The sequence below is a fragment of the Mycoplasmopsis felis ATCC 23391 genome, assembly GCF_000701865.1.
Lineage (GTDB): Bacteria > Bacillota_I > Bacilli_A > Mycoplasmatales > Metamycoplasmataceae > Mycoplasmopsis > Mycoplasmopsis felis.
On sequence record NZ_JNKA01000015.1, the window covers coordinates 1 to 24,937 of the forward strand.

Below are 24,937 nucleotides of genomic sequence, written 5' to 3' on the forward strand. Positions count from 1 at the left end.
AAATAAAAAGTTGGTTCCTCTGTTTTACATTGTATTTCATTTGGTTTATATAAACTTCAGAAATATAATTTTAGCAACAAAAATCACAATCATTTTCAGATTGTGATTTTCATTATTCTTCTACAACTTCTGCTGTTTCTTCGTTATTAGAATTAGATGTATTTGATTGATTTGCTGCATTTTGCTGTGCTGCATAGTTAGCAAAATTACGCATTAAATTTTCTACTTCATCTAATTTGGTTTTTAGAGCTTGAATGTCTTTTTTATCAATTAATTCTTGTAATTCTTTAACCATTTTATCAGTTTCTTCTTTAGATTTTTCATCTAGTTTATCACCTTGTTCAGCTTTACCTTTATTAATTTGATCAATTAAACTTTCTGCTCTTACGATTGTTTCTACTTCTTCTTTACGTTTTGAATCTGCTTCTTTATTTGCTTCTGCTTCTTTAATCATTCTTTGGATTTCTTCTTCTGAAAGTTTTGAAGAATTAGAAATTGTTATTTTAGCATCTTTATTTGTTTTTAAGTCTTTAGCAGTAACTGTTGTAATACCATTAACATCAATTGAGAATGAAACTTCAATTTGTGGTTCACCTCTTCTTGCTGGTTCAATACCACCTAAATTAAATTGTCCTAGTGTTTTATTATCATTTGCCATTTGTCTTTCACCTTGAACAACTTTAATTGTTACTTCAGTTTGATTATCAGCTGCAGTTGAAAATATTTGACTCTTTGTTACTGGTATTGTTGTATTTCTTGCTATTAAAGGAGTTGATATTCCTCCAAGTGTTTCTATTCCTAGCGTTAAAGGAGTTACATCTAATAATAAAATATCATCAATATCACCTGCTAAAACTGCACCTTGAATTGCTGCTCCAATTGAAACAACTTCATCTGGGTTAATTGAACGATTAGGTTCTTTGTTTAATGTTCTTTTTACCATATCTTGAACAGCTGGCATTCTTGTAGAACCACCAACTAAAAGAACTTCATGTAAATCAGCAGCTGTAATTTTTGCTTCTCTTAATGCATCTTCAATTGGTTTTCTTGTTCTATCTAATAAGTGTGAAGTCATATCTTCAAATTCACTACGTTTTAATTCTAGTTCAACATTAATTGGCCCATCTGGTGTTACAGCTAAAAATGGTAAATTAATAGTTGCTACAGATTGACTTGATAAATCGATTTTAGCTTTTTCTGCTGCTTCTTTCAATCTGTTTTTAGCCATTTTATCATTTTCTACATCATATGAATATTGAGATTTAATTTTTTTAGACATTCATTTTACAATTTCATTATCTCAATCATCTCCACCTAAATGGTTATCTCCACTTGTAGAAAGTACTTCAAATGTTCCGTCTTCTAACTCAAGAACTGAAACATCAAAAGTTCCTCCTCCTAAGTCATATACTAAAACTTTCATTGATTTATCTGTTTTTTCTAAACCGAAAGCTAATGCTGCTGCTGTTGGTTCATTGATAATTCTTAAAACATCTAAACCAGCAATCTTACCTGCTATTTTAGTTGCTTCACGCTGAGCGTTATCAAAGTATGCAGGAACAGTTATAACTGCTTTATCAACTTTTTTTCCTAACTTAGCTTCTGCATATTCTTTCATATATGAAAGAATCATTGCTGAAACTTCTTCTGGTTTATATTCTTTATTATTTGCTTTAACTGTTTTATTAGTTCCAATTAATCTTTTAATAGAAACAATAGTATTTGGGTTTGTTTCTATTTGACGTTTTGCTGCATCACCTACTATTATTTCTGAATTTTTAAATGATACAACTGATGGTGTAGTTCTTTTTCCATTTGGATTTTCTAATACTACTGGATTTTTTCCTTCGATTATAGAAACAACTGAATTTGTTGTTCCTAAATCTATTCCTAAAATAATTTCTTTTGCCATTTTTTCTCCTTAATATCTTTTCTTATAAATTTATTATAACACAATTTAGCAATTAACAAATTTAATTGCTAAATTTTTTTGTCAGGATTACTTTTGCTGGTGTGATTAATCTTCCATTTAATTTTATTCCATAACTTACTACTTTTTTAATAATATTATTTGTATTATCTTCAATAAAATCTATTACTTCTTGAACATCAGGATTAAATTCTGATTCCAAGTCAGGTTTAATTAATTCAACATTATGATTATTAAATACATTTTCGAATTGTTGTAAAACAATATTGAAACCTAAATTATAATTTTTAACTTCTTGAGACGTTGAATTACTTCCTGCATTAACTGCCATAGTTAAATTATTGAAAGGCATCATAAAATCCTCTAAAAAATTTTGCAATGCAAATTGTTTAATAGTTTCTTTTTCTTTCTGAAGTTTTTCAAATAGTAATTCTTTTTCTTTATCTATTGTTTCTTGTGTTTTCTTTGTTATTTCTTGAGCTTTGGTCTTGAATTCCTGAACTTGTTTAAAAATTTCATATTCCTTAATAGATATTTTTTCTCTTAAAGAATTTAATTCATTTTCTTTGTTTTCTATTTCTTTTTCTAATTCTTGTATCTTATTGTTATCATTTAGTGTTTCTTCTTCTAGAATTACTAAATTCTTTATTATTACTTTTGCTGATTTACCAGCTAGTTCTTTATTTTCATGATGTTTAGGATAAATATATGAAACTTCCATTTCTTCTTTATATTTTCTTCCTATCAAGAAATTTTCAAAAGTATCTATGTATGAGTTATTACCAAGAATTAATTCTAAGTCTTCCTTTTTATAATCTAAAATTAGTTCATTATCTAAATATAATTCAAAGTCTCCTTTAATTTTTGTTCCTTTTTGTAATTTTTTTACATTAAACATTATTTCTTACCTTTCTTTAATATCATTTCTAAAACATTTAATGCTGTTTTCATTTTGTCATAATCAGTTGCTGATGTACTTAAAATCGATATTTCTGTTGTATTAGATTTACTTTCTATTTTTTTTGACATATAAGTTCTTGATGAATCAATAGAAATTTTAAGATTTTGTTGTTCATCTGCTGTTTCTTCTAATTTTTCTCAAACAGAAAAATTCTCAATTAAGTTCAACATTTCGCTTAAAGACTTTCTATCTATTTCTTCTTTTAAAATCAAGTTGTTTTTTCCATAAACCTTATTTTGCATATATATTTTTAGTTTTTCATTAAAAACTTGACTAATAAAGGAATTAATAACATCTTGATAATTTTTTACTTCTTGAGCCAATACTTCTGCTAGTGTATAAATAAACTTAGGTATTTGTTCTAAATCTATATCAAGCAATCTTTCATTAAATATACGTATTGCTATCCTTAAATCTTGTAATTTTATACCTTGTGAAATATTCATAATTTTGGAATACACATCACCAGTAGATACAACTAATACAACTGTTACTTTAGTTTCATCTAATGGAACTAGTTGAATATTTTTTAACTTAACTGAACTTTTAGTTACAATTGTAAAGTCTGTCATTTCTGTTATAACTTTAACTGCTTGTTCTACTGTTAAATCTATGTCATCATTTTTTCTTGATAATTTAGCATTTAACTGAGTTAAAAACTTCTGTTCATAAGTTATACTTAAATAATTAGCATAATAATTTAGTCCCTTAGGTGTTGGTATGCGACCACTTGAAAAGTGAGGTTTTGTTAAAAAATCTTTCTTCTCGAGATTAGTCATTATATATCGAACTTTGGCAGAAGAGAAAGTAATTTCTTCTGGATAATTCTTAATTAAAGTTTCACTGCTTACAGATTCACCTTTTTGAGTATATATTAATACAGTATATTTTAAAACTTTTTCTTCATCTACTTTTAACAACTCTCTTTTCATAGGATAATTTTATCATAAAAGAAAAAAATTAGCAATTCTTTTTTTTAATTGCTAATTTTTGTTAACCGCTTTTGGTTACTAAATTAAGACATGTATTTCATAATTCTGGAGTTTTTATTTTTTGAATAGAAGTTATGTTTAAAAATCTAATTGCTGAATGCACTAACACTAATAAAGCTTCATTTGAATTGTTAAACTGATTCCTTTTAGTCTCTAATTTTTGTGGACTTCTTAAATAAAAGTAAAGACATTTTTTAACTATACTTTTATAATAAAGTTTAATAGATATTTTTCTTCATAATAAAGTACTAGATATATAGTCTTTAAATCTTATATGTTGTTCTTCATAATCTTTTTTTCTTTTATGTTTTACAACTATATAAGAATTTTCAACATCAAAATCCTTTATTCTATCCAAATTAAAATCTTGTATTTCATTTGTTGTTAAATATGAATTTATTTTTGATATATATCAAAAATAATAATTGAATAAAATGACAGGAACTAAAAAGACAACTAAAGATAAATAAATTCAAAAATGATAAAGTAAAAAAATATTATCTGTTTTTTCTAAAATATCAACATTGTTAAAATCATAAATTGATATACTTTTAGTTCCAATTAAAATTAATAAAACAAAAGGTGGAATTAATAAAAAAGATAAAATTAAAGAATTAATTAACATTCATTTTTTAGTAGTTTTATAAATAATATTTTTTAAATAAAACTTTCTTACTAAAAATGCATCTTTAATAAATTTAATACTTATAATTATTAAAATAGCAAATAATGCTACTGATAAAGTTTCATACATTATATTCCTTAAATTAAATATTAATTTGGATGGTTTTCTTTATCTATTAATTTTTTGGCATCATCTAATTTAACGCTAAAGACTGATGTAACACCTCTTGTTTGCATTGTTGCACCTATTATTGCATCTACTCTAGACATTGTACCTGGTCTATGTGTAATTACTAAAAATTGTGTTTTAGATTTTAATTCTTGAAGATATTCTGCAAAACGAACAACGTTAGCTTCGTCTAATGCTGCTTCTACTTCGTCTAGAATACATAAAGGTAAAGGTCTTGCTCTTAGAATAGCAAATAATAAAGAAATAGCAATCAATGACTTTTCTCCACCTGAAAATAGTTTTAAGTTTTTAATACTTTTTCCTGGAGGTTGAGCAAAAATACTAATTCCACTTTCTAATATATTTTTGGGGTCTACAAATTCTACTTTTGCAGTTCCTCCACCAAACATTGATGAAAACACTTTATGCATTTCTTGATTAACATCATCTACTATATTAGTTAATCTCATTGTAATTTTTTTATCCAATTCATCAATAGCTTGTTTTAATATCTCAATTGCTTGGTAAACTTCATCCTTATTAGCAACATGTTCATCATATCTTTTTTGAACTTCATTTAATTCTTCAATTGAATTTAAGTCTACAATTCCTAATTGATCTATTTCTCTTCTTAGGTCTTTAACGATTTCTTCAGCTTGTGAAAGTGAAATAGTTAATGGGAAATGTTCTTTTGCATATTCTAAAGTTAATTGATAATGTTCACCAAGTCTTTCTTTGTGTTTTTCTAATTTATTTTGTGTTTTATTAAATAAATTTGTTTTTTCAAAGAATGAAGTATTTAAAGTGTTAGATAATTCTACTAATTTATCTTTTTGTTCATCTAAAACACTTAAATCTGCTTCTACTGATTCTTTGATTGCTAAATTTGATTGAATGTCATATTTAACTACACTTAAGTCTCTTCTTAGTTCAGCTATTTTATCTTCTGATAATGAAGAATCTGATATATTAAAATCTTTATTATGTTCTTTTGATAAAGATATATCAGTTTTAAATTTAGTAATTTTGTTTTGAGCACTTTTTAATTCTGATAAGGTTGTCATTACTCTTGAATCATAATTAGAAAACATTACTCTATCATTTTTTATACTTTGTTCATAATTTGAAAGTGATTTTCTTAGTTGATGAAGAACATTTTCTAACCCTGGTTTTTCAGCATTTAGTTCATCAATATGTGCCTGAATACCTAAAATATTACTAATTTCTGCTTCTCCACCAACCATTATTCCACCAGTTCTTATAACATTTCCATCTAAAGAAACTATCATATATCTATTTTCTAGTGTTTTAGATAATTCTGCTGCTGACTGAATATCTTTTACTATTAAAATATTTCCAAGTAAATAATCATTTAAAATTTGATGTCTTTCGTCTATTGAAACTAATTCACTAGCAATTCCTACAAAAGAACGATGATTTTTTGCAATCATTAAATAATCATCACGAACAAATTTTGGTTTAAGCGAAGATAAAGGAATAAATGTTGCTCTACCACTTTCATTTTTCTTGAGATATTCAATTCCTTTGATTGCAACATCCTGATTTTGAACAACTATATTTTGGGAAGCATGTTTTAGAATAGTTTCAATTGCTATTGTATATTCTCTAGGAACACTAAACAATTCTGAAACTAGACCTATATATCCTTTAAATAAAACTTTATTTTGAACTATAGATGCAGTTCCTCTTGACAAATTAGTATCATGTCTTAACTTCTGTTTAAGATGTTCTAAACGTCCATTTAATTTATGCAAACGTGTACTAAGTTCATTTATTTTTCTATTAGTTTCATTTACTTGTTGTTCTGCTAATTTAATTTTATCTTCAGTTTCTTTTCTTTTGTTTTCTGATTCTGTTAATGATTCTTGCAAGTATTTTTCTTTAGATTCTCATGTTTGTAATTCTAAAATTATGGCTTGAATTCTTTCTTGTTCTGAAACTATAGATTGACCAGAAATAATTAAATTACGGCGAATTCTTTCTTCATTCACTGAATCTTCCATATTTTTTAATAAAGATTCAATACCTTCTTTTTTACCATTTGCTTTTGATATTTTTGAATTTAATTCTTTTAAAGATTCTCTTTTTTGATGAATTTGTTCTTTGATAGTTTCTATTTCTCTTGAATATGAATCTTTAGTTTCTTGAACTCCTTCTAGTTCATTGCTAAGTTGTTCATATAATTCTGTATTCGATTCAATTTCATGTGCTAAATAACCTATCTCAACAGTTTTTAGTTCATCAAACATTGCTTTATATTTCAAAGCTTTTTCTGCTTTAGTTTTTAAAGGAATTAATTGTTTTTCAAGTTCTTTAACAATGGTTTCTACTGTTTTTAAAGAAGATTCAGAATTAATTAATTTTCTTTCTGATTCTGCTCTTCTAAGTTTATATTTTGAAACACCAGCTGCTTCTTCAAAAATTAATCTTCTATCTTCATCATTTGAATTTGCTATATCAGAAACTGTTCCTTGGGAGATTATAGCTAAAGAACTTTTTCCAATACCTGTTTCCATTGCTAAAACTTTAATATCTTTATGTCTACATTTTTCACCATTTAAAAAATATTCATTAGTTCCTTTTCCTCTTTCTAATAAACGAGAAATAACAACTAAATCAGTATCAATTGAGCATAATCTATCTCTATTATCAAAAGTTAATGTAACTTGAGCTTTATTCATTGGTTGAACGGTTTTAGAACCAGAAAAAATAACGTCTTCCATTGTATCACCACGTAATTCTTTAGAACTTTGTTCGCCTAGAACTCATCTAATGGCATCATTAATATTACTTTTTCCTGAACCATTAGGTCCAACAATTCCAACTACACCACCATTAAAACGTAGTGTAATAGGTTCTGCAAATGATTTAAAACCTAATGCTTCTAATTTGATTAATTTCATTTTATTCTCCTTTCTTTATGTGTTTTTCTAATGCTTGTTTTGCTGCATTTGTTTCTGCTTCTTTTTTGGAATGTCCTATGCCTTCACCATAGAGAATTCCACTATGATATACTTTTGCATAAAACTTCTTGTCTTCTATTTCTTCTAGAACATAATGTACACTATTTTTAGTCATACTTTGAAAATGTTCTTGCAATTCTGTTTTAGGGTCTTTATGAGTACTAAAATTATCTATAATATCTTTTTCGAGATTTGGATTTAATAGATAATCATAGATAAATTGAATTGCTCTATTTGTTCCTTGATCATAACAAATTGCTCCAACCATTGATTCAAAAATATCTGCTTGAACCTTAGGTGAGTTAATAACATCTTCCTTCATTTGTCCTGGTCCTGTTTTTAACAAAGGTAATAAATTTAATTTTTTTGATACTTCAGAAAGAGTTTCTGTTTGTACGGCAGAAGCTTTTCAACGAGATAGTTCACCTTGACTATGATTTGGCATTTTTTTAAATGCAGTTCATGCAGTTACAAAAGCCAATAATGAATCACCAAGAAATTCTAAGCGTTCATAGTTTAAAAGTTTTGTTTTATCTTTGATATTATAAGACTTATGAGTTGTAGCTAATATATATGTTTGTAAGTTTTTAGGCGTAATATTTTCTTTTTTTAAAAATTCTAATAATCTTTGATTATGATTCATTAATTGCACCTTTCAGTTTATTTAATAAATCCTTATCAATAGCATCAGACATTTGTATTAATGCATTATAAATAGCTATTTCATCAGCAGAACCATGGATTTTAAGTGCTAAAGCATTAACTCCAATAACTCATGCATTTGCAACTGTTCTAAAATCTAGTTTTTTAGATATCTTTTTAAATGATTTTTTTAAAAGTAATGCGCCTATTTTTGATAAGAAACTATTCTTTATTTCTCTTTTTAGTTCATTTTTAAAACTAACAATTGCCCCTTCATAACTTTTAATAACTAAATTTCCACCATAACCATCTATAACAGCAACATCGATATTTCCTTCTAATAAATTTCTGGTTTCAGAAAAACCTATGTAATTTAAGTTAGTATTTTTCAAAAGTTCACTTGATTGTCTAACTATTTCTGAACCTTTATATTCTTCTGTTCCGATATTTAAAAGAGAAATTTTTGGTTCTTTTGTATTAAAAATGGTTTTGTGAAAAATATCACCTAGTCTTGCTCATTCAACTAAATATTCAGGTTTTACTTCTATGTTAGCTCCTACATCTAACAAAATCATTTTAGAACCATTTAAACAATTTACAATAGGCATAAATGCAGGACGCGAAATATTTTCTATTCTTTTGGTTTTAAAAGTTAGTGAACTTATGTATGTTCCTGAATCGCCACCAGAAATTATTCCATGAGCATTATTTTCTTTTAAGTATTCTATTGCTTGATTTATTGAAATATTTTCTTTTAATGTTTCCCTAATATTTCTTGGATTACTTGGTTTTAAATCATTTTGTATTATTTTAATGTTATTAGGAAGATTTGAGATATTTTTATTTTTAAAGTCTCCGATTAGAACTACATTAACATTTTTTTTGTTTATAACAAAATCAAGAGTTCCTTTTAATACTACATCTACACCTAAATCAAGTCCGTTTGCATCAAAAACAATTGTTTTTTGCATTACTCAACTCCTATTAAAAATTGATAATTTGGTTGATTTCCTTCAATTACTTCAATTTCAACTTCATAATGAGATTCGATATAATTAGTTAGTGATTCTACATCAAAAGAATTAGCATTATCACCATAAAAAATTGTTATTACTTGACTTGATTTTTCTACCATTTTATCAATTAAAGTTTTATATGTTTCTTCTATTTCAGAATTAGAAGTAATAATTTTTCCGTCTACTATACCTAAATAATCATTATTTTTAATTTTAATATTGTTTAATTTGGTATCTCGAACTGCTTGTGTTATTTCTCCTGTTTTTATTTCAGTAATTGCATCTAACATTAATTCATTATTTTCTTCTTGTGATAATTCAGAATTAAAATTAAAGATAGCAGCTAGTCCTTGTATTTGAGTTTTAGTAGGAATTACTACAATGTTTTTATCTGTTATAACTTGGGCTGCTTGTTGAGCTACTAAAATGATATTTGAGTTATTAGGTAAAATAAAAACTGTCTTAGCTTTAACCTTATTTATTGCATTAATTAAATCTTGTGCAGATGGATTTTGTGTTTGACCAGATTCAACTACATAATCACAACCCAAATCCTTCATTCTTTGAATGATACCTGAACCTAAATTACATGAAATAATTCCACACTCATTTAAGTCTTCTTCATTTGCTATAACTTTTGCTTTGGAATTATTTGCTTGTAAAGTCATATTCTCTGATTTTATTTTTATGAATTCACCATATTTTTGAGATACATTTAAAAAATCACCTGGAGTAATTGTATGTCCGTGAACCTTTAATAAGTTGTTATCAGATACAATAACTAATGAATTAGAAATTTTCTCTAATTCATTAGAAAACATTTGTTTATCAAATTTATCTGGTTCTGTTAAATCGATTAATACTTCAGTACAATAACCAAATTCACCAGAATATACTTCAGTATCACTTAAGAAAACTGAAACTTCATCGCTTTTATCTTTCTTTTGAACAAAATTACCTTTTAAATACTCATAAAAACCTACAAAAATTGTGTATAAACCTTCGCCACCAGAATCTGTTACACCTACTTCTCTAAGTGTTTTTAGTTTGTTAGGAGTTTCATCACAACTTTTACGAGAAAATTCAACGACTTTTTTTCAGAAATCTATTAATGAAACATCTGTCTTATCTTTAAATTCATTTGATAATTTTTCTGATGTTTCTCTAATTACTGTTAGAATAGTTCCTTCTACTGGAGTGAATACAGATTTATAAGCACGTTCTGTTGCTAGATTAAATGCTTCTAGTAATTCTGGTAATGTTAAATATTCTTTGTTTGAACAACCTAAAGAAAATCCTTTAAAAATCTGGCTTAAAATAACTCCTGAATTACCCCTTGCTTCATACATCATATTTAATGCTAACTCTTTTGTAAATTCACCTATTGACAAATCTTTTTTTTGTTCGAGTTTAGATATAGCTTGTGATATAGTTGAAGACATATTAGTTCCTGTATCACCATCTGGAACAGGAAAAACGTTTAATGCATCTATTTTATTTTTTGCATTCACTAATGAATTTGATCCAGATAAGATACCTAAATAAAAATCATTAGTATTTAAGAAAACTTTTGACATTATTTAACTCCTTTTACTATAATTGTCAATTTATTTAAATTACAATCAATTTTCTTAAGTTCATATGCTAATCTTTGGTGAAATTCAGCTACAACTCCTTTAACTGGGATATCTAGTAAAAGGGTCACTGTAATGAAAAAATCATAACCATCTTTATTTTTCATTACACTAACTCTTTCTTTTTCTATTATTTCACTTTGATTTAAGATAGTGTTATCAAGTTTTGATAAATTATGTATTTCTTTAATTCCAGGGATAGATTTAGCAATATTCAAAAATAAATCTAAAATTTGTGTTTGTTCCATAATAACCTCAATTTATTGATAAACTTTTTAAATTATACCAAATTCATTATATTATATATATTGCTATAAATTATTATAATTTAAATATGGTGAGTTTGATTAATGGGATTGTTTTAGAAATACATCAAACCGGAGAAAATGATTTCTTAGTTTCTTTTTTTACTTCTAATGGCTTATTAACTTTATATACTCAAGGTCTAAATAAACAGACATCTAAGAACCGCAATAACTTACAAATAGGTTCAATTGTTGAAATTGAATATTTTAAAGCTAGACTAAAAGATAAAATTGGAAGAATGAAAAAGGTAAACCTTTTAGTTAACATTTCTCTAATTGATATTAAAATTAACTTATTTGTAAGTGATATAGTTAAATTATTTAAAAATATAAATCAAAAAAATCATTTATATAATGAGTACTTAACTCATATAAAAAAAATAAATCAAGATAATGTCGATTTATTTTTAGCTTATTTTTATGCTCAAGCCACTACTTATTTTGGTATCCAACCTAGTTTTAATAAATGTAGAACTTGTTTTTCTAATAAGAATTTAGTTGACTTTTCAATTATAGAAGGTGGTTTTATTTGTTCTAAGCATTCAAATATTATATATAAATCGAATGATGAATTAATTTTGTTTTGATCTCTATATTTTAATATAGATAAACTTCTTATGAATGGATATTTTAATCAAATCCATACATGAATAAATGAACTAAAGTATTTGATTAAAAATGCTGGATATTATGTATAAAAAAACAAAGTACTTTGTTTAAAGTACCTTGTTTTTTTATTTTATGATAGGTTCTTGTGAAGCATTTATAACATCTTTAAAATCAGCTCCACTATTTGCTAAAACATAAGCAGAAAATCCATTTTCAATTAATGCTCCTTTTGAAACAAAAATTTCTTTGTCTGTTATCATTGAACAAACTGATTCAGCAGATAAGGTAGCAGAACCTAAATCAGAAAAAATTATAACTTCTTTGATTTCTTTATAACTATTAATCAAGTCCATTAATGCAATAGGATCTGTACCTAGTTCTGAACCATTATTTATTCCACCAATTGATTGTAAAATAATATATTCATTATTTATTGGAAGCATTTTTTGAAAATAATCTTTAATAGTGTGTGCTAATTTTTCATAATGTGAAATTATTATAAATAGTTTCTGCATTATAAATTATTGATTATGTTTTTTAAAATTATATAACTTGAATAAGAACCTGGATCAATTGTTCCTGTTGATCTTTCTTTTAAATACGATGCTCTTCCTTTTGTTGCAATCATATCTTTGGTTTTTTGAGCACAATCAAAAATAAAATTAATTAAATTATTTTTTATATCTACATTTATTTCATTAATATTAACTAAATAATCATTTAATGGCTTTCAAACGTCAAACATTGTTTTTTCATTTTCTTTAACTTTACCCAACGTAGTTAGAGTATTAACAAAATTTTGAACAAGTATTTTTAACTCTTTTAAAGTAAATGATTGGCTTTCTTTTATATTGTTTGCTGTATTCATAAAACACATTCCATATAAAGGCCCAGATGCTCCACCTACTTTAGACATTAAGGTTCTACCAATTAAACTAATGTAGTTTGATAAACTTAAATTAGTATGATCTAGTTTAGCTACTTCATTAAACCCACGAGACATATTTACACCATGATCTCCATCACCTACTGATTGGTCTAATTCAGATAGTCAATCTTGATTTTCATTGATTTCTTTACTTATTTCTTTAATAGCATCAATAAACTTTTGATATTCTATTTTCAATTTCTTACCTCTGTTGGAAAGTCTAATAATTCTTTTAATTCATTATCTAATTTTAATAATGAAATTGACATTCCTTGCATTTCTAGTGAGGTCATAAAATTACCCACATGAGAACTGTAAATTTTAATATTTTTAGATTCTAGATAATTATGAATATCATTAGTAGCAATGAATAATTCCATTTCTGGTGTACCACCTAAACCATTAACCATTAATGCTGCTTCTGAGTTATTATAATCATAATCTTTTAAAATTAAATCTAGCATTTCTTTAACTATTTCTTTAGATGGTTTTATTTCTTCTCTTTTAACTCCAGGTTCACCATGGATACCTAAACCAAATTCTATTTCTTTTTCACCTAAAGTAAATGATTTTTTACCTGTAGTTGGAATATAAATAGAGTTAAGAGAAATACCGAAACTACGAACATTTTTTATAACTTTTTCTGCTATATTTTTTACTTCTGATAATGATGCACCTTTATCCGCTAAAGCTCCTGCAATTTTATGAACAAAAACTGTACCTGCTATTCCTCTTCTTCCTATTGTTCAAGTTGAATTTTCTACTGCTACATCATCATCAACTAAAACTGTTTCAACATTTTTACCATTTGCTTGTGCTAACTGTTGAGCTATTTCAAAATTTAATTTATCACCTGTGTAGTTTTTAATAATTAAAAGGGTACCTTTTTGTGAATCTACCGCATTTATTGCTGCTTCTACTTGGTCTGGAGTTGGTGATGTAAAAACTTCGCCTGCTATTGCTCCTGATAACATTCCTTTTCCTACAAATCCCATATGTGAAGGTTCATGTCCAGACCCACCACCTGAAATTAAAGCAACTTTTGATTTATCAAAATCTTTATTGTAAATAACATTGAAATCTCGGTATTGCTTTACTTTTTTATTTGTTTTAACAATACCTTGTATCATTTCTTGTACGATATTTTCTGTTTTGTTTATAATTTTCTTCATATTTTCCTTATATTAATGAAAATAATCCTATCAATAATCCGCCTGTTAATGGTGCTAGAACTGGTATTCATGAATAACTTCAATTTCCACCTACAAATTCTTGTTTTCTGTTTTTCATTAATAATCTTTCTGTTAAGTAATAAATAACTCTTGGTCCAAAATCTCTAGCAGGATTAATAGCATATCCTGTTGAAGAACCTAAAGATGCACCAATTGCAATAACTATTAAAGTAACAGGAATTGGTCCAAATGTAGCTAAACTTAAAACATTATTTCCTTTAGAGAAAGCTAATACCAATCCCACTAATAGCATTGTTCCTACTAATTCATATGCAAAATTAAAGATTGAAGCTTTTTCTTTTCCTGAATATGCTGGACCTGTACAATGAGAACCACGTACACTTCATAAATCTGTTTCTTGAATGTGTTTTCAGTTAATGAAGTTTAATATAATTTGTCCTGCCATTGCTCCTAAAAGTTGCACAGGAATGTAAACTAATTTAATAGGGTCGTTAAATTTTGATGATACTAAATCAAAAACTGTAACTGCAGGATTTAAGTGAGCAGAACCTCCTAATGATTGTGAAACAATAACACCAGCAAAAACTGCTAAACCTCAACCTAAAATAATTACAACTCATTTTCCTGGTTGATTTCCAAACATTCTCTTCCCTGAAACGCTATATACTACACCATTACCAAGTAAAATTAGTACTAATGTTCCTAAGAATTCAGATAAAATATCTAATCTTTCTAATCCCATAATTATCCTTATTTTATATCTTTTGTTCAATTAAGTGTTTTTTGTACTGCTGTATCTCAACCTTTAATTAAGGTATCAATTTCATTTTGATTTAATTGTGGTTTAAATACTTTGTCAGTTTTATTAATTTTTTTAATTTCTTCAATATCTTTTCAATATCCAACAGCTAAACCTGCTAAATATGAAGCACCAAGTGCAGTAGTTTCTATATTAGATGGTCTTTCAACTTTTAGATTTGAAATAGATGATTGGAATTGCATTAAATAATTAGATCTAGATGCTCCACCATCTACTTTTAATAAAATAATTGGTTTTTCTAAATCTTTTTCCATTGCCTTAAGCAAGTCATTTGATTGATATGCAATCGAATCTAATGTTGCTTTAATGATGTGTTCTCTTTTTGTTCCCCTTTCTAAACCAAATATAGCTCCGCGTGAATATGAATCTCAATATGGTGCTCCTAGACCTGTAAATGATGGAACAACATAAACTCTTTGATCATCATCCACCAATGAAGCAAAGAAATCTGATTCAGCTGAGTTATATAAAATTCTTAATGAATCTCTTAATCATTGAATTGCAGCACCTGCAATGAACACTGATCCTTCTAGAGCATAAACTGTTTTTTCTTGTCCTATTTTTCATGCAATAGTAGTTAATAATTTATTTTTTGAATTAACTGGTTTTGTACCTGTGTTTACTAATGTAAAACATCCTGTTCCATAAGTATTTTTTACCATACCTACTTCTGTACACAACTGTCCAAATAAAGCAGATTGTTGATCACCAGCTATTCCTGTAATTGGAACTTCACCAGTTGCTTTGTTTGATCAATGATGAGGTGATACTATTCCAAAATGTCCTGATGAAGGTTTTACTTCTGGAAGAATTTCTCTTGGTATTTCTAATAATTCTAATATTTCTTTGTCTCAATCTAATGTATGAATATTAAATAACATTGTTCTTGAAGCGTTTGAAACATCAGTTGCATGAACTTGACCATCTGTTAATTTTCACATCAATCATGTGTCAATAGTTCCTGCTAATAATCTACCTTCTTTTAATTTTTCTTGCGCTTCAGGAATATTTTTTAATATTCAACGAATTTTTGTACCACTGAAATAAGGGTTAATTATTAGTCCTGTTTTTTCTCTAAATTTTTCTGAATAACCTTTTGCTATTAAAGTTTCACAATAATCTGTTGTTCTTCTGTCTTGTCAAACAATGGCATTATAAACTGGTAAACCAGTTTCTTTATCTCATAAAACTACTGTTTCTCTTTGGTTTGTAATACCTAATGCTGCTATATCTACAGATTTTATTTTGGCTTTATGTTTTGCACTTTGCATTGTTGATAATTGAACATTTCAAATTTCTAATGGATCATGTTCAACTCAACCTGATTGTGGAAAGTGTTGTGTAAATTCTGTTTGACTACTTGCTTGAATATTTCCATTGTAATCTACTACCAATGTTCTACAAGAAGTAGTTCCTGAATCTAAAGTTATAATGTATTTATCTTTCATTTTGACCTTCTATCGTTTTGATTCAAATTTATAATTGCTTATTTGAGCATAAACTATTTCGTCATTAAGATATTCTTGGAATTTCTTTTGATTTCTTAACGTTCACAAAATTAAAGGCATTCCAATTTGTTTATATCTATTTTTATCTTTATCATATAAAACTGTTCATGGATTTAAATATTGACAAATAGATTTCATTTCCTCAATTGAAACTGCTTTAAATTGAGTTTCTGTTCAAAATAAAAATGCTAATTGATATTTAGAACTTAGTTTTCTCATATTACGAAGTGATTGAAAATTAAATGAAGAAAAAACTATCTTAGAAAAATATTTTTCACCGTATTTTAATGATAATTTATTCAATTCTTCTTCAATTCCTTTATATTCTTTTTGATCTGTTTTGATTTCTACATTAATCAATTTATATAAATCTAAATATTTATCTAAAAATTCTTCTAATGTGAGAATAGTTTGTCTTTTAACTTTATATTTAAAAAACAAACTATGATCATCTTTTTTAAGATCATTTAATGTACTAAATTCAATTTCTTTATTAGTTAAAGCTGTTCTATTAGTTGTTTCATCATGGATAATAACTAATTTTTTATCCTTAGTTAAATGAACATCTAATTCAACACCATCAAAATTATATTGATATGCCATTTCAAATGCTAAATCTGTGTTTTCTGGAGCAATACCTGAATAACCTCTATGAGCTAAAATTAATTGTTTAGGCATTTTCTAGTGTTCTCAATCTGTAATTTGTTTTACCTAATTTTTTAAGTTCATTAGTATTAGCAATATGAACTGCTAGACCAGCTAATAAACCTACTAGAGCAATTGATAAAGTTATTAATAAAATAATTTGATATCCGGTAACTGAAGTATTTGTTGCTCCTTCAGGAGTATACGCTTTACCTACTGCTCCTGTTACATTGTATAATCATGCATCTGTTGAAAAACCAATAAATGATAAAACTGCCACTGATGATGCATATGAATTTTTTTCTATATGTATTTCTCCTACTTGTGCATATCTTAAAGTAACCATTCCTCAAGATAGAACTCCAGCTAAGATATATAATGTAGAACTTAATACAATTAATGTAATATTTTGACTTTCTGGTAAATAACCAAGTAAGATAATTGAACCAACAATAATAATTCCTATACCAAGAGTAATAATTAAGAACAATACATATGATCTAAATTTATCTGCTCATCTTCCAACAAATGTTGATACAGCAGTTCTTAGAGCATATGTTCTTACTCCTCCAATTATAGTAACTAAAATTGCAGGGGCTAAATATGCATTTTGAAGAAGTTGTAATAAGTAATATGCAAAAACACTTTGGAAAGTATACATACCCATTACAAAGATAGATAAAGCTCATAATTTTCAATTTTTAAGTGCTTTATACACTTGTAAAACTGACTTTTTGATTCTTTGAAATGTCAATTTATCTGTATTTTTTTTCATTTGTTTTTCTGGGACACCAAACAATACTAAAAATGATGTTGCAACTAAAAATCCAGCTATTAAGAAGGCATATGTAGCAAATGGGATTGTTGATGATTCTTTAGATACTGTTGGGAATCAAACATCTTTTACTAATAATCCTAATACAAAAATTAAGAAAAATCCAATAATACCATTTGCAGTTCCTTGAATTCCGTATGCAAGTCCTTGGTTTTCTTTAGTTGTTTGTTGAGAAACTAATTTTCATAATGGAGTTCAGAACACTAATGTTGAACTAACTCCTCATAATCCTCAAATTATTGCATATTGAATAAATAATGAATCTGGTGATTGAGTTGATGAATATAAGATATTAAATCCAAATCATATTGTTATAATTCCTGTTGAAAATACAGCAATAAATAACAATCATTTGGAACTAAATTTATTTGCTAAGAACCCCCCCGGTAATTGAGTGATTAAAGTTACTCATCCTATAATAGAAGTCAATGTTGCAACTTGATCTTCACGGATATTTAAATAAGTATGTAAATTTGGAATAATATTTTTAATGTAATATGGTGCAGCAATAACAAAAACATCTGCTGTAGCTAATATAATTAGTGCTATTATTTGTTTCCAAGTTAAACCTTTTAATTTTTCAATCATAATTCTCCTTAGAATCTAACTTTATATTTTGGATTATAATTAGATTTCTTTTCTAATTTTAATCCTGCTTCTTCTACTAATTTAGCAATTTCTATAGCAATTGCTGGTGCTGATGCAATTGCTGGTGATTGCATTCCTGCTGCATTAATAAATGCTTTATTATCTTTTGCACTACGGATAACAAAGTCATTTGTTTCTATATCAATTGGACGTGAACCAGCAAGTGTGATTTCTGTTTTTTCAAGTCTTATTGAAGGAATAATTTCTTTTCCAATTTGCCCAATATAATCAAATTTTTCTTTAGTTACTAATCTGGTATCTTCTTTTGGAACTCCTTCTTCAGCGGTTGGTCCAACTAACACACGACCATCTAACATTGGTGCTACAATAACACCTTTACCATGGATTGTAGGGACTTTAAAGCAAATTGAATTAACAATGCCTGCTTCTGTTCTTGATAAAATACGGTATTCACCACGTCTAGTAGTTTGTTTAAAATCACCATATCCTGCTTTTTCTGCTAAAACATCTGCATAATGTCCAGCGGCATTGATGATTACAGTTGAATAAATTTTTTGTCCATCTCCTAATGTAATTTCAAATTCATTGCTCAAGTATTTAATATCAACTACATTTGAATTATTTCTAACTTCTGTTCCATTTTGTTCACTAGCTCCTAAGAAAGCATATGTTGCTCTAACAGGATCAATAGCTCAAGAACTTGTACATAAAAGTGCACCTAATACCTTTGGATTTACATTAGGTTCTTTTTTAAGAACTTCTTCTTTAGTAATTACTTTAAGAAATTCTTTTGGAACTTTGTTAATTAATCCTCTTTCGTATAACATATGTACATGTTTCATTTCTTCTTCATTAAAAGCAAGTATCAATGAATCTACTTGAACTTTAGGAAAATCTAAATCTTTAAAGATTTTAGTTCTTCATAGTTCATTACCTAAAACATTTAGTTTTGCTTCAATTTTTCCAGGATCAGGATCAAAACCACCGTGAATTGCTCCAGAGTTTCCTTTAGATGTTTCATCAGCGAAAACTGGGTTTTTTTCTAATAATAAAGTTTTTAATTTATATTGAGATAGTTCGTAAGCTATACTAGCTCCAATGATACCACCACCAATAATAGTTACATCATATTTCTGTTTCACAATAATTCTCCTTAATTAAATTTTGTGCTTAATAATTATAAATAAATTTAAGGTTGACTAAGAAAATAGGGGGGGTAGGCTCTTGAAAAGAATAAAAAAATATGGAAAAAAAGTATTTTTTCCATATTTTTTATATTTGGTAAATTATTCCATATGTTATTCCATAAAATTAATTACTTATATAATTGATTTATATAAATAATGAAGAAATTCGTCTACCTGAACTAGTTGTTGTCTTTGGTTTGAAGTTTTTTAATACTTCTTTGTCCAGTGCTTCTTTTACAGATGATTTTAATACTTCATAAATAAACGGAGGTTTAGGACCATTAACTCTTACAAATCATAGTTCTCCTATGTATTCTTGGACTCCATTATAGTATTTATGTTGATTTCCTTTTCAAAAATCACTTCCGTAAAATTCATGTGTTAATAATAATTTTGCTTTTGCTTCTTCATTCAATTTAATCGATGTAACTAATTCTTTAAGATCTAAATCATCTAAATATTCTTTAAATTCTGCAGATAATTTTGGATTATTTTTATATTCTTCAATTAACTCATTTAATGAAGCCTCTAATACTAATGGATATTCATCAAATAATTTGTTATTTACTTGATAAACTCTTTCTTTTTTATCAACTAAAGAAGTAAAGGCATTATTAAATCTAATATATAATTCTTCCTCTGAAACATTAATACCTAAAAGTTCATTGCTTGATTTTAAGTAATTATCTAAAAATTTAATTGCTTGTTTGTATTCATCTTTTAAATTTTTGGTTGATTTATCAAAGATATCATTATATTTTGCTAAATTATTATATGAATATATTGAATTATTAAGTGGGTTGTTTATTTTTGGTAAAACTAAATTATCTACTTCTCCTGTTTTTAAATCTCCATCCATTGGTTTTGGTTCAGGTGTTGGACTTGTTTCTGGAGGTGTTTGTGTGTCATCAGAAGGATTTTTAATAGGTGTATCAACTTCTGTAATAGGTTTTTTGCTTCCTGATTCAGATGTATAGCCACATGAAATTGCACCAAACATTGCAAAACCACTAATAAATAAACTTATTAATCTTTTTTTCATATATTTTCTCCTTTTTTGCATTAATTATATATATATATATAAAAATCAAAATAAAATTTTTAAAAATAATAAAAAACTATGTTTGTTTAGTTAAATTTAGTATTTTTTGTATACTTTTGTTTAATTGAAAAATTAGTATTTTTTGAATGCAGAAGAAAAAAATATTTTTGGTTCTTTTAGTTTCTATTTTAATATTAAAATTATTTAAATAAAAATCATAATACAAGAAAGTAATATATTCATTTTGATTTTTGTCTTTAATTATTAATTTTAAAAATGTATGGTCATATATTGTATTTAAATCTATATTAATACTTTCTTCTATATAAAAAAATTTATTTAAAATTTTTTGAGACTTAAATAAATGAATAAGTTGATTATTTTTCTTGTATTCGAATTTTGTTGAATAATTTTTAACTATGTATTTATTCATATATTTTTTCATCTTTAAAAACTTATAATCTAATAAATTATTATTATTTTTATATGAACTCAAAATAAAACAAAAGTTTAAAACAAATTGAACATTATTAAAAGAAAAATATTTATCTATTTCAGATGAAAAGAATTTATTTTGATTTGCTAAGAGAACTTCATTAGTTTTTAAGTTATTTAAAAAATCATAAGGAATATTGAAGTTATTGAGTAAATTTAAGATGCTACTTGAAGTGTAATGTGGGATAAAAATTTTATTCCTTTCTAATACTTGATTTTGCTTTCATGTTAAATAATAATAATTAATATATAGATAAGTTAACTCTTCATCTTTTATTAAAATAAATTTGTTTTTTATTTTTAAATAAATTGATAATTGATTAAATTTATCAATATATATTAATAAATCATATTTATTTAAGTTGTAATTTAATCATTTAAAATAAATTCATAAATATTTTTTGATCTTTGTTTCTCATTTAAATTTTTGAATATTTCTTTTTACTAAATAACCAAATTTTCTCAGCAAATTTAATAAGATATATTCTGATTTTGGATCTTCTATTGTTATTTTTATATTCAAAACATCTTCCTTAAATTCTGATTTGGTTATATGATTATTATTTTTATTGATATAATAATTTAAAAATTTATCTATATTAAGTTGAATTGAATCTTTATTTTCTGATAACTTGATTTCTTTATCAAAATTATGTGATTTGTTTATTAATTCATTTATTTTTTCTTTTGATAACAATCCATCTTTGTTGTATATTTTTAAATAATATTTATTATTTATCTCATTTTTATATAAGTAAATTGCTAAATCCAAATCCATATCTGATAATGTATTTAAAACTATAAAATCATTAACATATGAAATGTTATACTCAAAAACTTTAATATTGTTTTTATTAAAAAACTTTTTAAGTAAAATAATTTTTTCTAAATCTATGTTATTATCTTTTCCTAAAAATATTTGTTTTTTTCTTTTATTTATGTTTTCAGATAAATAAATGTCTATTAATAATATTAAATAGTATATGTTAAAAGAATTTAACTCATAAATATTATTATTTAAAAATTCAATACCATCAAATGTTATTCTAGGATTTTCTAAATTTAATAAATTATCATTAATTTTTAATAAAAATTCCTTATATGTTAAATGAATTAGATTCTGATCATAATAAAAGGAATATCAGTTTTTTAATTGATTTTCACTTAATTTCATTAATTAATTATATTATTTTATAGTTCTAAAAAGCGAAAAATAAAAATTAATAATTTATAATGTTCTATGTATATTTTCTTAAAATTATTATATATAATAATAATTATGAAAAAACTAGGAATAATTGTTGATTCTTTTTCAGGATTAACACAAGAACAAGCAAATGAAAAAGGTTATAGATTTTTACCTTTAAGAATAGAAATAGATGGTGTTTTTTATGAAGATGGGAAAGAAATAGATTCTCAAGATTTATTAAAAAAACTGAACACAGAAGTTAAAGTTAAAACTTCATTACCAAATTACAACCTAATAGTTCAAACAATTGAAGAAACATCAAATGAATATGATGATGTTATTTATTTAGGTGTTTCAAAAGAATTATCAAACACTTTTTCACAATTTATTAGTGTTGCATCTGAAAAAAATAATGTTTATGCAATGGAAAATCATTTATTTGGTAACCAAATAATAAGAGTTGTAGAATATTTTAAAAAATTATATGAAAATGGTGCAAGTATAAATGAATTATATTCAAAGTTAAATGATATAAATGAAACATCTAGAACATTTATTGTTCCTAAAAATTTACAATTTATAGTAAATGGTGGTAGATTATCAGGATTAAAGAAATTTATTCTATCTTACTTAAAAATGTTCCCTATTCTTTCTTATGACTTAGAAGGGAAAGTAAAATCTATTTCAATTAAAAAAACATTCAAACAAGCAGTTTATAAAGCATTTGATTTAGTCAATGATTTTATCGAAGAAATAAAATCATATAACAAAGAAGCAAATGTATATGTTGATTTAGTAGCAGGAATTGATAATGAAGTAAATAACTTGATTACATCTGATGAATTTATCAAACCTACTTCTAAAATAAATACACCTGCATCAATAGCTGCACACACAGGTCCTGAAGCCTTTGCTGTTTCTGTGATGTTAGAATTAGATAAATAATATGAAGATTAAAAAAAGAAAAGACAATAAAAAGAATGAAATAGATCAACACTATACTTCAATGTTTGATTCGATAATTCAAGAAAACACCTTACCTCCAGAGGCATTAAAAACATATAAAAAAAATACTAAAATATATGTTATTTCTATTATTTCAGTTATTTTAATTTTAATTCTTCTTGGAATACTAATATGACAAATTATTATAGTTAATTAGAACATTTTTTATGTTCTAATTTTTTATTTAATAAATTTAAACAAAAATAAAAATAATGTGGTATTATATATTAGCGTGGTCGCGTAGCTCAGATGGACAGAGCACGAGCCTTCTAAGCTTGTGGTCAGAGGTTCGAATCCTCTCGTGATCGCCATTTTTTTATACCCTTTTTTAATATATAATTTAAATATATGAATCAAATTAGTTTAAAACGTAAAGAATCACAAGTTCATCAATTAGTAGCAAGCATAATTCAAAATGATTTAACAAACGTTAATATTATTGATCCTGTTGTAATGGATGTCAAATTATCCTCAGATTTATCAGTTTTAAAAGTGTATGTTAATTTATCAGAAAATGTACAAAAAGGTATCATTGCATTAAATAGTTCAGCAAGTTATGTTCGTAAAATACTTTCAAAATCACTTAATTGAAGAAAAGTTCCTGAAGTAAGGTTTTTTATAGATGAAGTATCTGCAACAGGTTCTGCAATTGATGCAATATTAAGGAAAATAAAAGAAGAAAACTAGAGCAAAATATTTTGTTCTAGTTTTCTTGTGTTAAATTTTTTATAAATTATTTATATCTAATAGATTTAGTAAAATCATATTTATCTATAAAATCTATTGTTTGATTTAAAACCTTTTCATCATTAATATCATTTGTATTAATAATATAATAGGGAATATTATATTTATTTACTAAAAATAAAAATAATTCTTTATATAAAGAGTGTAATCTTTTTAAATAATATTCATTTATCTCAAAATTATCTATTTCAATCTTTCTTCCTCTACTTAGTATTCTACTTTTAATAGTATCAAAATCAGCATCTAAGAAGATTGCTAAATCAGGGTTATCATTTAAATTAATAATATGTTCGAATAAAGCATTAAATGCTTGTGTATATCTATATGGTTTTTTTTCTAATGTAACAAGTGCAAAAATATAATGCTCTAAGTTAAACCTATCTAGAAACATATAGTGTTCTTTATGATTTCTATCTTTTAAAAATAATTTCTCTTTTTTAGCAAAAGTATCTGATAGTGATTCAATAATATATGATTGAAAAGCAATATCTATATTTGGTTCTTTTTCATAAACTCATTTCAAAAAAGTATTAAAAACATCATCATCTTGAGCAAACTCTTCTAACAAATAAGATTTATGATAATGTTGATTTAAATGTTTTGATAGTGTTGATTTGCCAGAACCTATCATTCCACTAATTGCTATAACCATTATTTTCTACTTACATTTGATAAATCAAAATTATCTATGATAGAAATTGCTTTTTTTAAAACTTCTTCTTCTGTTAAATTATTTGTATCAATAATTACATAATTTAAATTATATTTATTTGCTTGTTTAATAAATAAGTCTTTATAAACATTAAATAAATTTTCAAAATAACTTTTATTTTGAAAATAGTTATTTGTTTCTACTTCTCTCCCTCTT

At 25.5% G+C, this 24,937-nt stretch carries 24 protein-coding genes, 1 tRNA gene and 1 pseudogene; 5 read left to right on the top strand and 21 right to left on the bottom strand.

The window, feature by feature from the left end:
* Positions 1–112: 112 nt before the first annotated feature.
* The 9 genes from dnaK to T405_RS02040 form a co-directional block, all read right to left on the bottom strand.
* On the bottom strand, positions 113–1,912 hold the full coding sequence (gene dnaK / locus T405_RS02000) for a molecular chaperone DnaK (protein ID WP_036430575.1): 1,800 nt from the start codon (positions 1,910–1,912) through the stop codon (positions 113–115).
* A gap of 61 nt (positions 1,913–1,973) precedes the next feature.
* Positions 1,974–2,828 carry a nucleotide exchange factor GrpE gene (gene grpE / locus T405_RS02005; protein WP_036430577.1) on the bottom strand — a complete coding sequence of 285 codons (855 nt, stop codon included), beginning with the start codon at positions 2,826–2,828 and terminating at the stop codon, positions 1,974–1,976.
* A complete protein-coding gene (locus T405_RS02010; RefSeq protein ID WP_036430579.1) occupies positions 2,828–3,823 on the bottom strand; it encodes a hypothetical protein in 996 nt (331 codons plus the stop codon). The genes grpE and T405_RS02010 overlap by 1 nt, the downstream gene beginning before the upstream one ends.
* Positions 3,824–3,884: 61 nt before the next feature.
* Positions 3,885–4,637 carry a hypothetical protein gene (locus T405_RS02015; protein ID WP_036430580.1) on the bottom strand — a complete coding sequence of 251 codons (753 nt, stop codon included), beginning with the start codon at positions 4,635–4,637 and terminating at the stop codon, positions 3,885–3,887.
* 20 nt (positions 4,638–4,657) lie between these two features.
* The gene (locus tag T405_RS02020; protein WP_036430582.1) at positions 4,658–7,600 is read right to left on the bottom strand and encodes an AAA family ATPase; all 2,943 of its coding nucleotides are present in this window, start codon (positions 7,598–7,600) and stop codon (positions 4,658–4,660) included.
* Between the two features lies 1 nt (position 7,601).
* Positions 7,602–8,303, bottom strand: coding sequence for a ribonuclease III (gene rnc, locus T405_RS02025; RefSeq protein WP_084271903.1), 702 nt, complete (start codon positions 8,301–8,303; stop codon positions 7,602–7,604).
* Positions 8,293–9,273 carry a phosphate acyltransferase PlsX gene (gene plsX / locus T405_RS02030; protein ID WP_036430584.1) on the bottom strand — a complete coding sequence of 327 codons (981 nt, stop codon included), beginning with the start codon at positions 9,271–9,273 and terminating at the stop codon, positions 8,293–8,295. Before plsX ends, rnc begins: the two co-directional genes overlap by 11 nt.
* Positions 9,273–10,895, bottom strand: coding sequence for a DAK2 domain-containing protein (locus tag T405_RS02035; RefSeq protein WP_036430586.1), 1,623 nt, complete (start codon positions 10,893–10,895; stop codon positions 9,273–9,275). The genes plsX and T405_RS02035 overlap by 1 nt, the downstream gene beginning before the upstream one ends.
* A complete protein-coding gene (locus T405_RS02040) occupies positions 10,895–11,200 on the bottom strand; it encodes a hypothetical protein (RefSeq protein ID WP_036430588.1) in 306 nt (101 codons plus the stop codon). Before T405_RS02040 ends, T405_RS02035 begins: the two co-directional genes overlap by 1 nt.
* Before the next feature lie 86 nt (positions 11,201–11,286).
* Here T405_RS02040 and recO point away from each other — a divergent pair, with 86 nt between their 5' ends.
* Positions 11,287–11,955, top strand: coding sequence for a DNA repair protein RecO (gene recO / locus T405_RS02045; protein WP_036430590.1), 669 nt, complete (start codon positions 11,287–11,289; stop codon positions 11,953–11,955).
* Positions 11,956–11,991: 36 nt separating this feature from the next.
* Here the strand turns inward: recO and T405_RS02050 are convergent, their stop codons facing one another.
* The 10 genes from T405_RS02050 to T405_RS02095 form a co-directional block, all read right to left on the bottom strand.
* Positions 11,992–12,381 carry a PTS-dependent dihydroxyacetone kinase phosphotransferase subunit DhaM gene (locus T405_RS02050; protein WP_258408958.1) on the bottom strand — a complete coding sequence of 130 codons (390 nt, stop codon included), beginning with the start codon at positions 12,379–12,381 and terminating at the stop codon, positions 11,992–11,994.
* Positions 12,381–12,992: a dihydroxyacetone kinase subunit DhaL gene (gene dhaL, locus T405_RS02055; RefSeq protein WP_036430594.1), complete on the bottom strand. Its 612-nt coding sequence runs from the start codon at positions 12,990–12,992 to the stop codon at positions 12,381–12,383. The genes T405_RS02050 and dhaL overlap by 1 nt, the downstream gene beginning before the upstream one ends.
* Entirely contained in the window at positions 12,983–13,966 is a 984-nt protein-coding gene (dhaK, locus tag T405_RS02060) for a dihydroxyacetone kinase subunit DhaK (protein WP_036430596.1), read from the bottom strand. The genes dhaL and dhaK overlap by 10 nt, the downstream gene beginning before the upstream one ends.
* A gap of 7 nt (positions 13,967–13,973) precedes the next feature.
* Positions 13,974–14,729 (bottom strand): MIP/aquaporin family protein, encoded by a 756-nt coding sequence (locus T405_RS02065; protein ID WP_036430598.1) that lies wholly within the window; start codon positions 14,727–14,729, stop codon positions 13,974–13,976.
* Positions 14,730–14,737: 8 nt separating this feature from the next.
* Complete coding sequence (gene glpK / locus T405_RS02070; RefSeq protein ID WP_036430600.1) at positions 14,738–16,255, bottom strand: glycerol kinase GlpK; 1,518 nt, start codon at positions 16,253–16,255, stop codon at positions 14,738–14,740.
* A 9-nt stretch (positions 16,256–16,264) separates the two neighbouring features.
* A complete protein-coding gene (locus T405_RS02075) occupies positions 16,265–16,993 on the bottom strand; it encodes a glycerophosphodiester phosphodiesterase family protein (RefSeq protein WP_036430602.1) in 729 nt (242 codons plus the stop codon).
* Complete coding sequence (locus tag T405_RS02080; protein ID WP_036430604.1) at positions 16,986–18,383, bottom strand: MFS transporter; 1,398 nt, start codon at positions 18,381–18,383, stop codon at positions 16,986–16,988. Before T405_RS02080 ends, T405_RS02075 begins: the two co-directional genes overlap by 8 nt.
* Positions 18,384–18,391: 8 nt before the next feature.
* Positions 18,392–19,546, bottom strand: a complete 1,155-nt coding sequence (gene glpO / locus T405_RS02085; protein ID WP_036430606.1) for a type 2 glycerol-3-phosphate oxidase — start codon at positions 19,544–19,546, stop codon at positions 18,392–18,394.
* A gap of 190 nt (positions 19,547–19,736) precedes the next feature.
* Positions 19,737–20,633 (bottom strand): hypothetical protein, encoded by an 897-nt coding sequence (locus T405_RS02090; RefSeq protein WP_036430608.1) that lies wholly within the window; start codon positions 20,631–20,633, stop codon positions 19,737–19,739.
* A gap of 76 nt (positions 20,634–20,709) precedes the next feature.
* On the bottom strand, positions 20,710–22,302 hold the full coding sequence (locus T405_RS02095; protein ID WP_036430610.1) for an MAG5620 family putative phospho-sugar mutase: 1,593 nt from the start codon (positions 22,300–22,302) through the stop codon (positions 20,710–20,712).
* 105 nt (positions 22,303–22,407) lie between these two features.
* Here T405_RS02095 and T405_RS02100 point away from each other — a divergent pair, with 105 nt between their 5' ends.
* The 4 genes from T405_RS02100 (at position 22,408) to rbfA (ending at position 24,009) form a co-directional block, all read left to right on the top strand.
* Complete coding sequence (locus tag T405_RS02100; protein WP_036430621.1) at positions 22,408–23,262, top strand: DegV family protein; 855 nt, start codon at positions 22,408–22,410, stop codon at positions 23,260–23,262.
* Position 23,263: 1 nt separating this feature from the next.
* Complete coding sequence (locus tag T405_RS02105) at positions 23,264–23,479, top strand: hypothetical protein (protein WP_036430612.1); 216 nt, start codon at positions 23,264–23,266, stop codon at positions 23,477–23,479.
* Positions 23,480–23,556: 77 nt separating this feature from the next.
* Positions 23,557–23,633, top strand: a tRNA-Arg gene (locus tag T405_RS02110).
* A 37-nt stretch (positions 23,634–23,670) separates the two neighbouring features.
* Positions 23,671–24,009 (top strand): 30S ribosome-binding factor RbfA, encoded by a 339-nt coding sequence (rbfA, locus tag T405_RS02115; protein WP_036430614.1) that lies wholly within the window; start codon positions 23,671–23,673, stop codon positions 24,007–24,009.
* Positions 24,010–24,055: 46 nt separating this feature from the next.
* Here rbfA and T405_RS02120 read toward each other — a convergent pair whose 3' ends face one another.
* Positions 24,056–24,721: a deoxynucleoside kinase gene (locus tag T405_RS02120; RefSeq protein WP_036430615.1), complete on the bottom strand. Its 666-nt coding sequence runs from the start codon at positions 24,719–24,721 to the stop codon at positions 24,056–24,058.
* Positions 24,721–24,937, bottom strand: a pseudogene (locus tag T405_RS03945) (deoxynucleoside kinase); the annotation flags it as partial. The gene T405_RS02120 and the pseudogene T405_RS03945, both read right to left, overlap by 1 nt.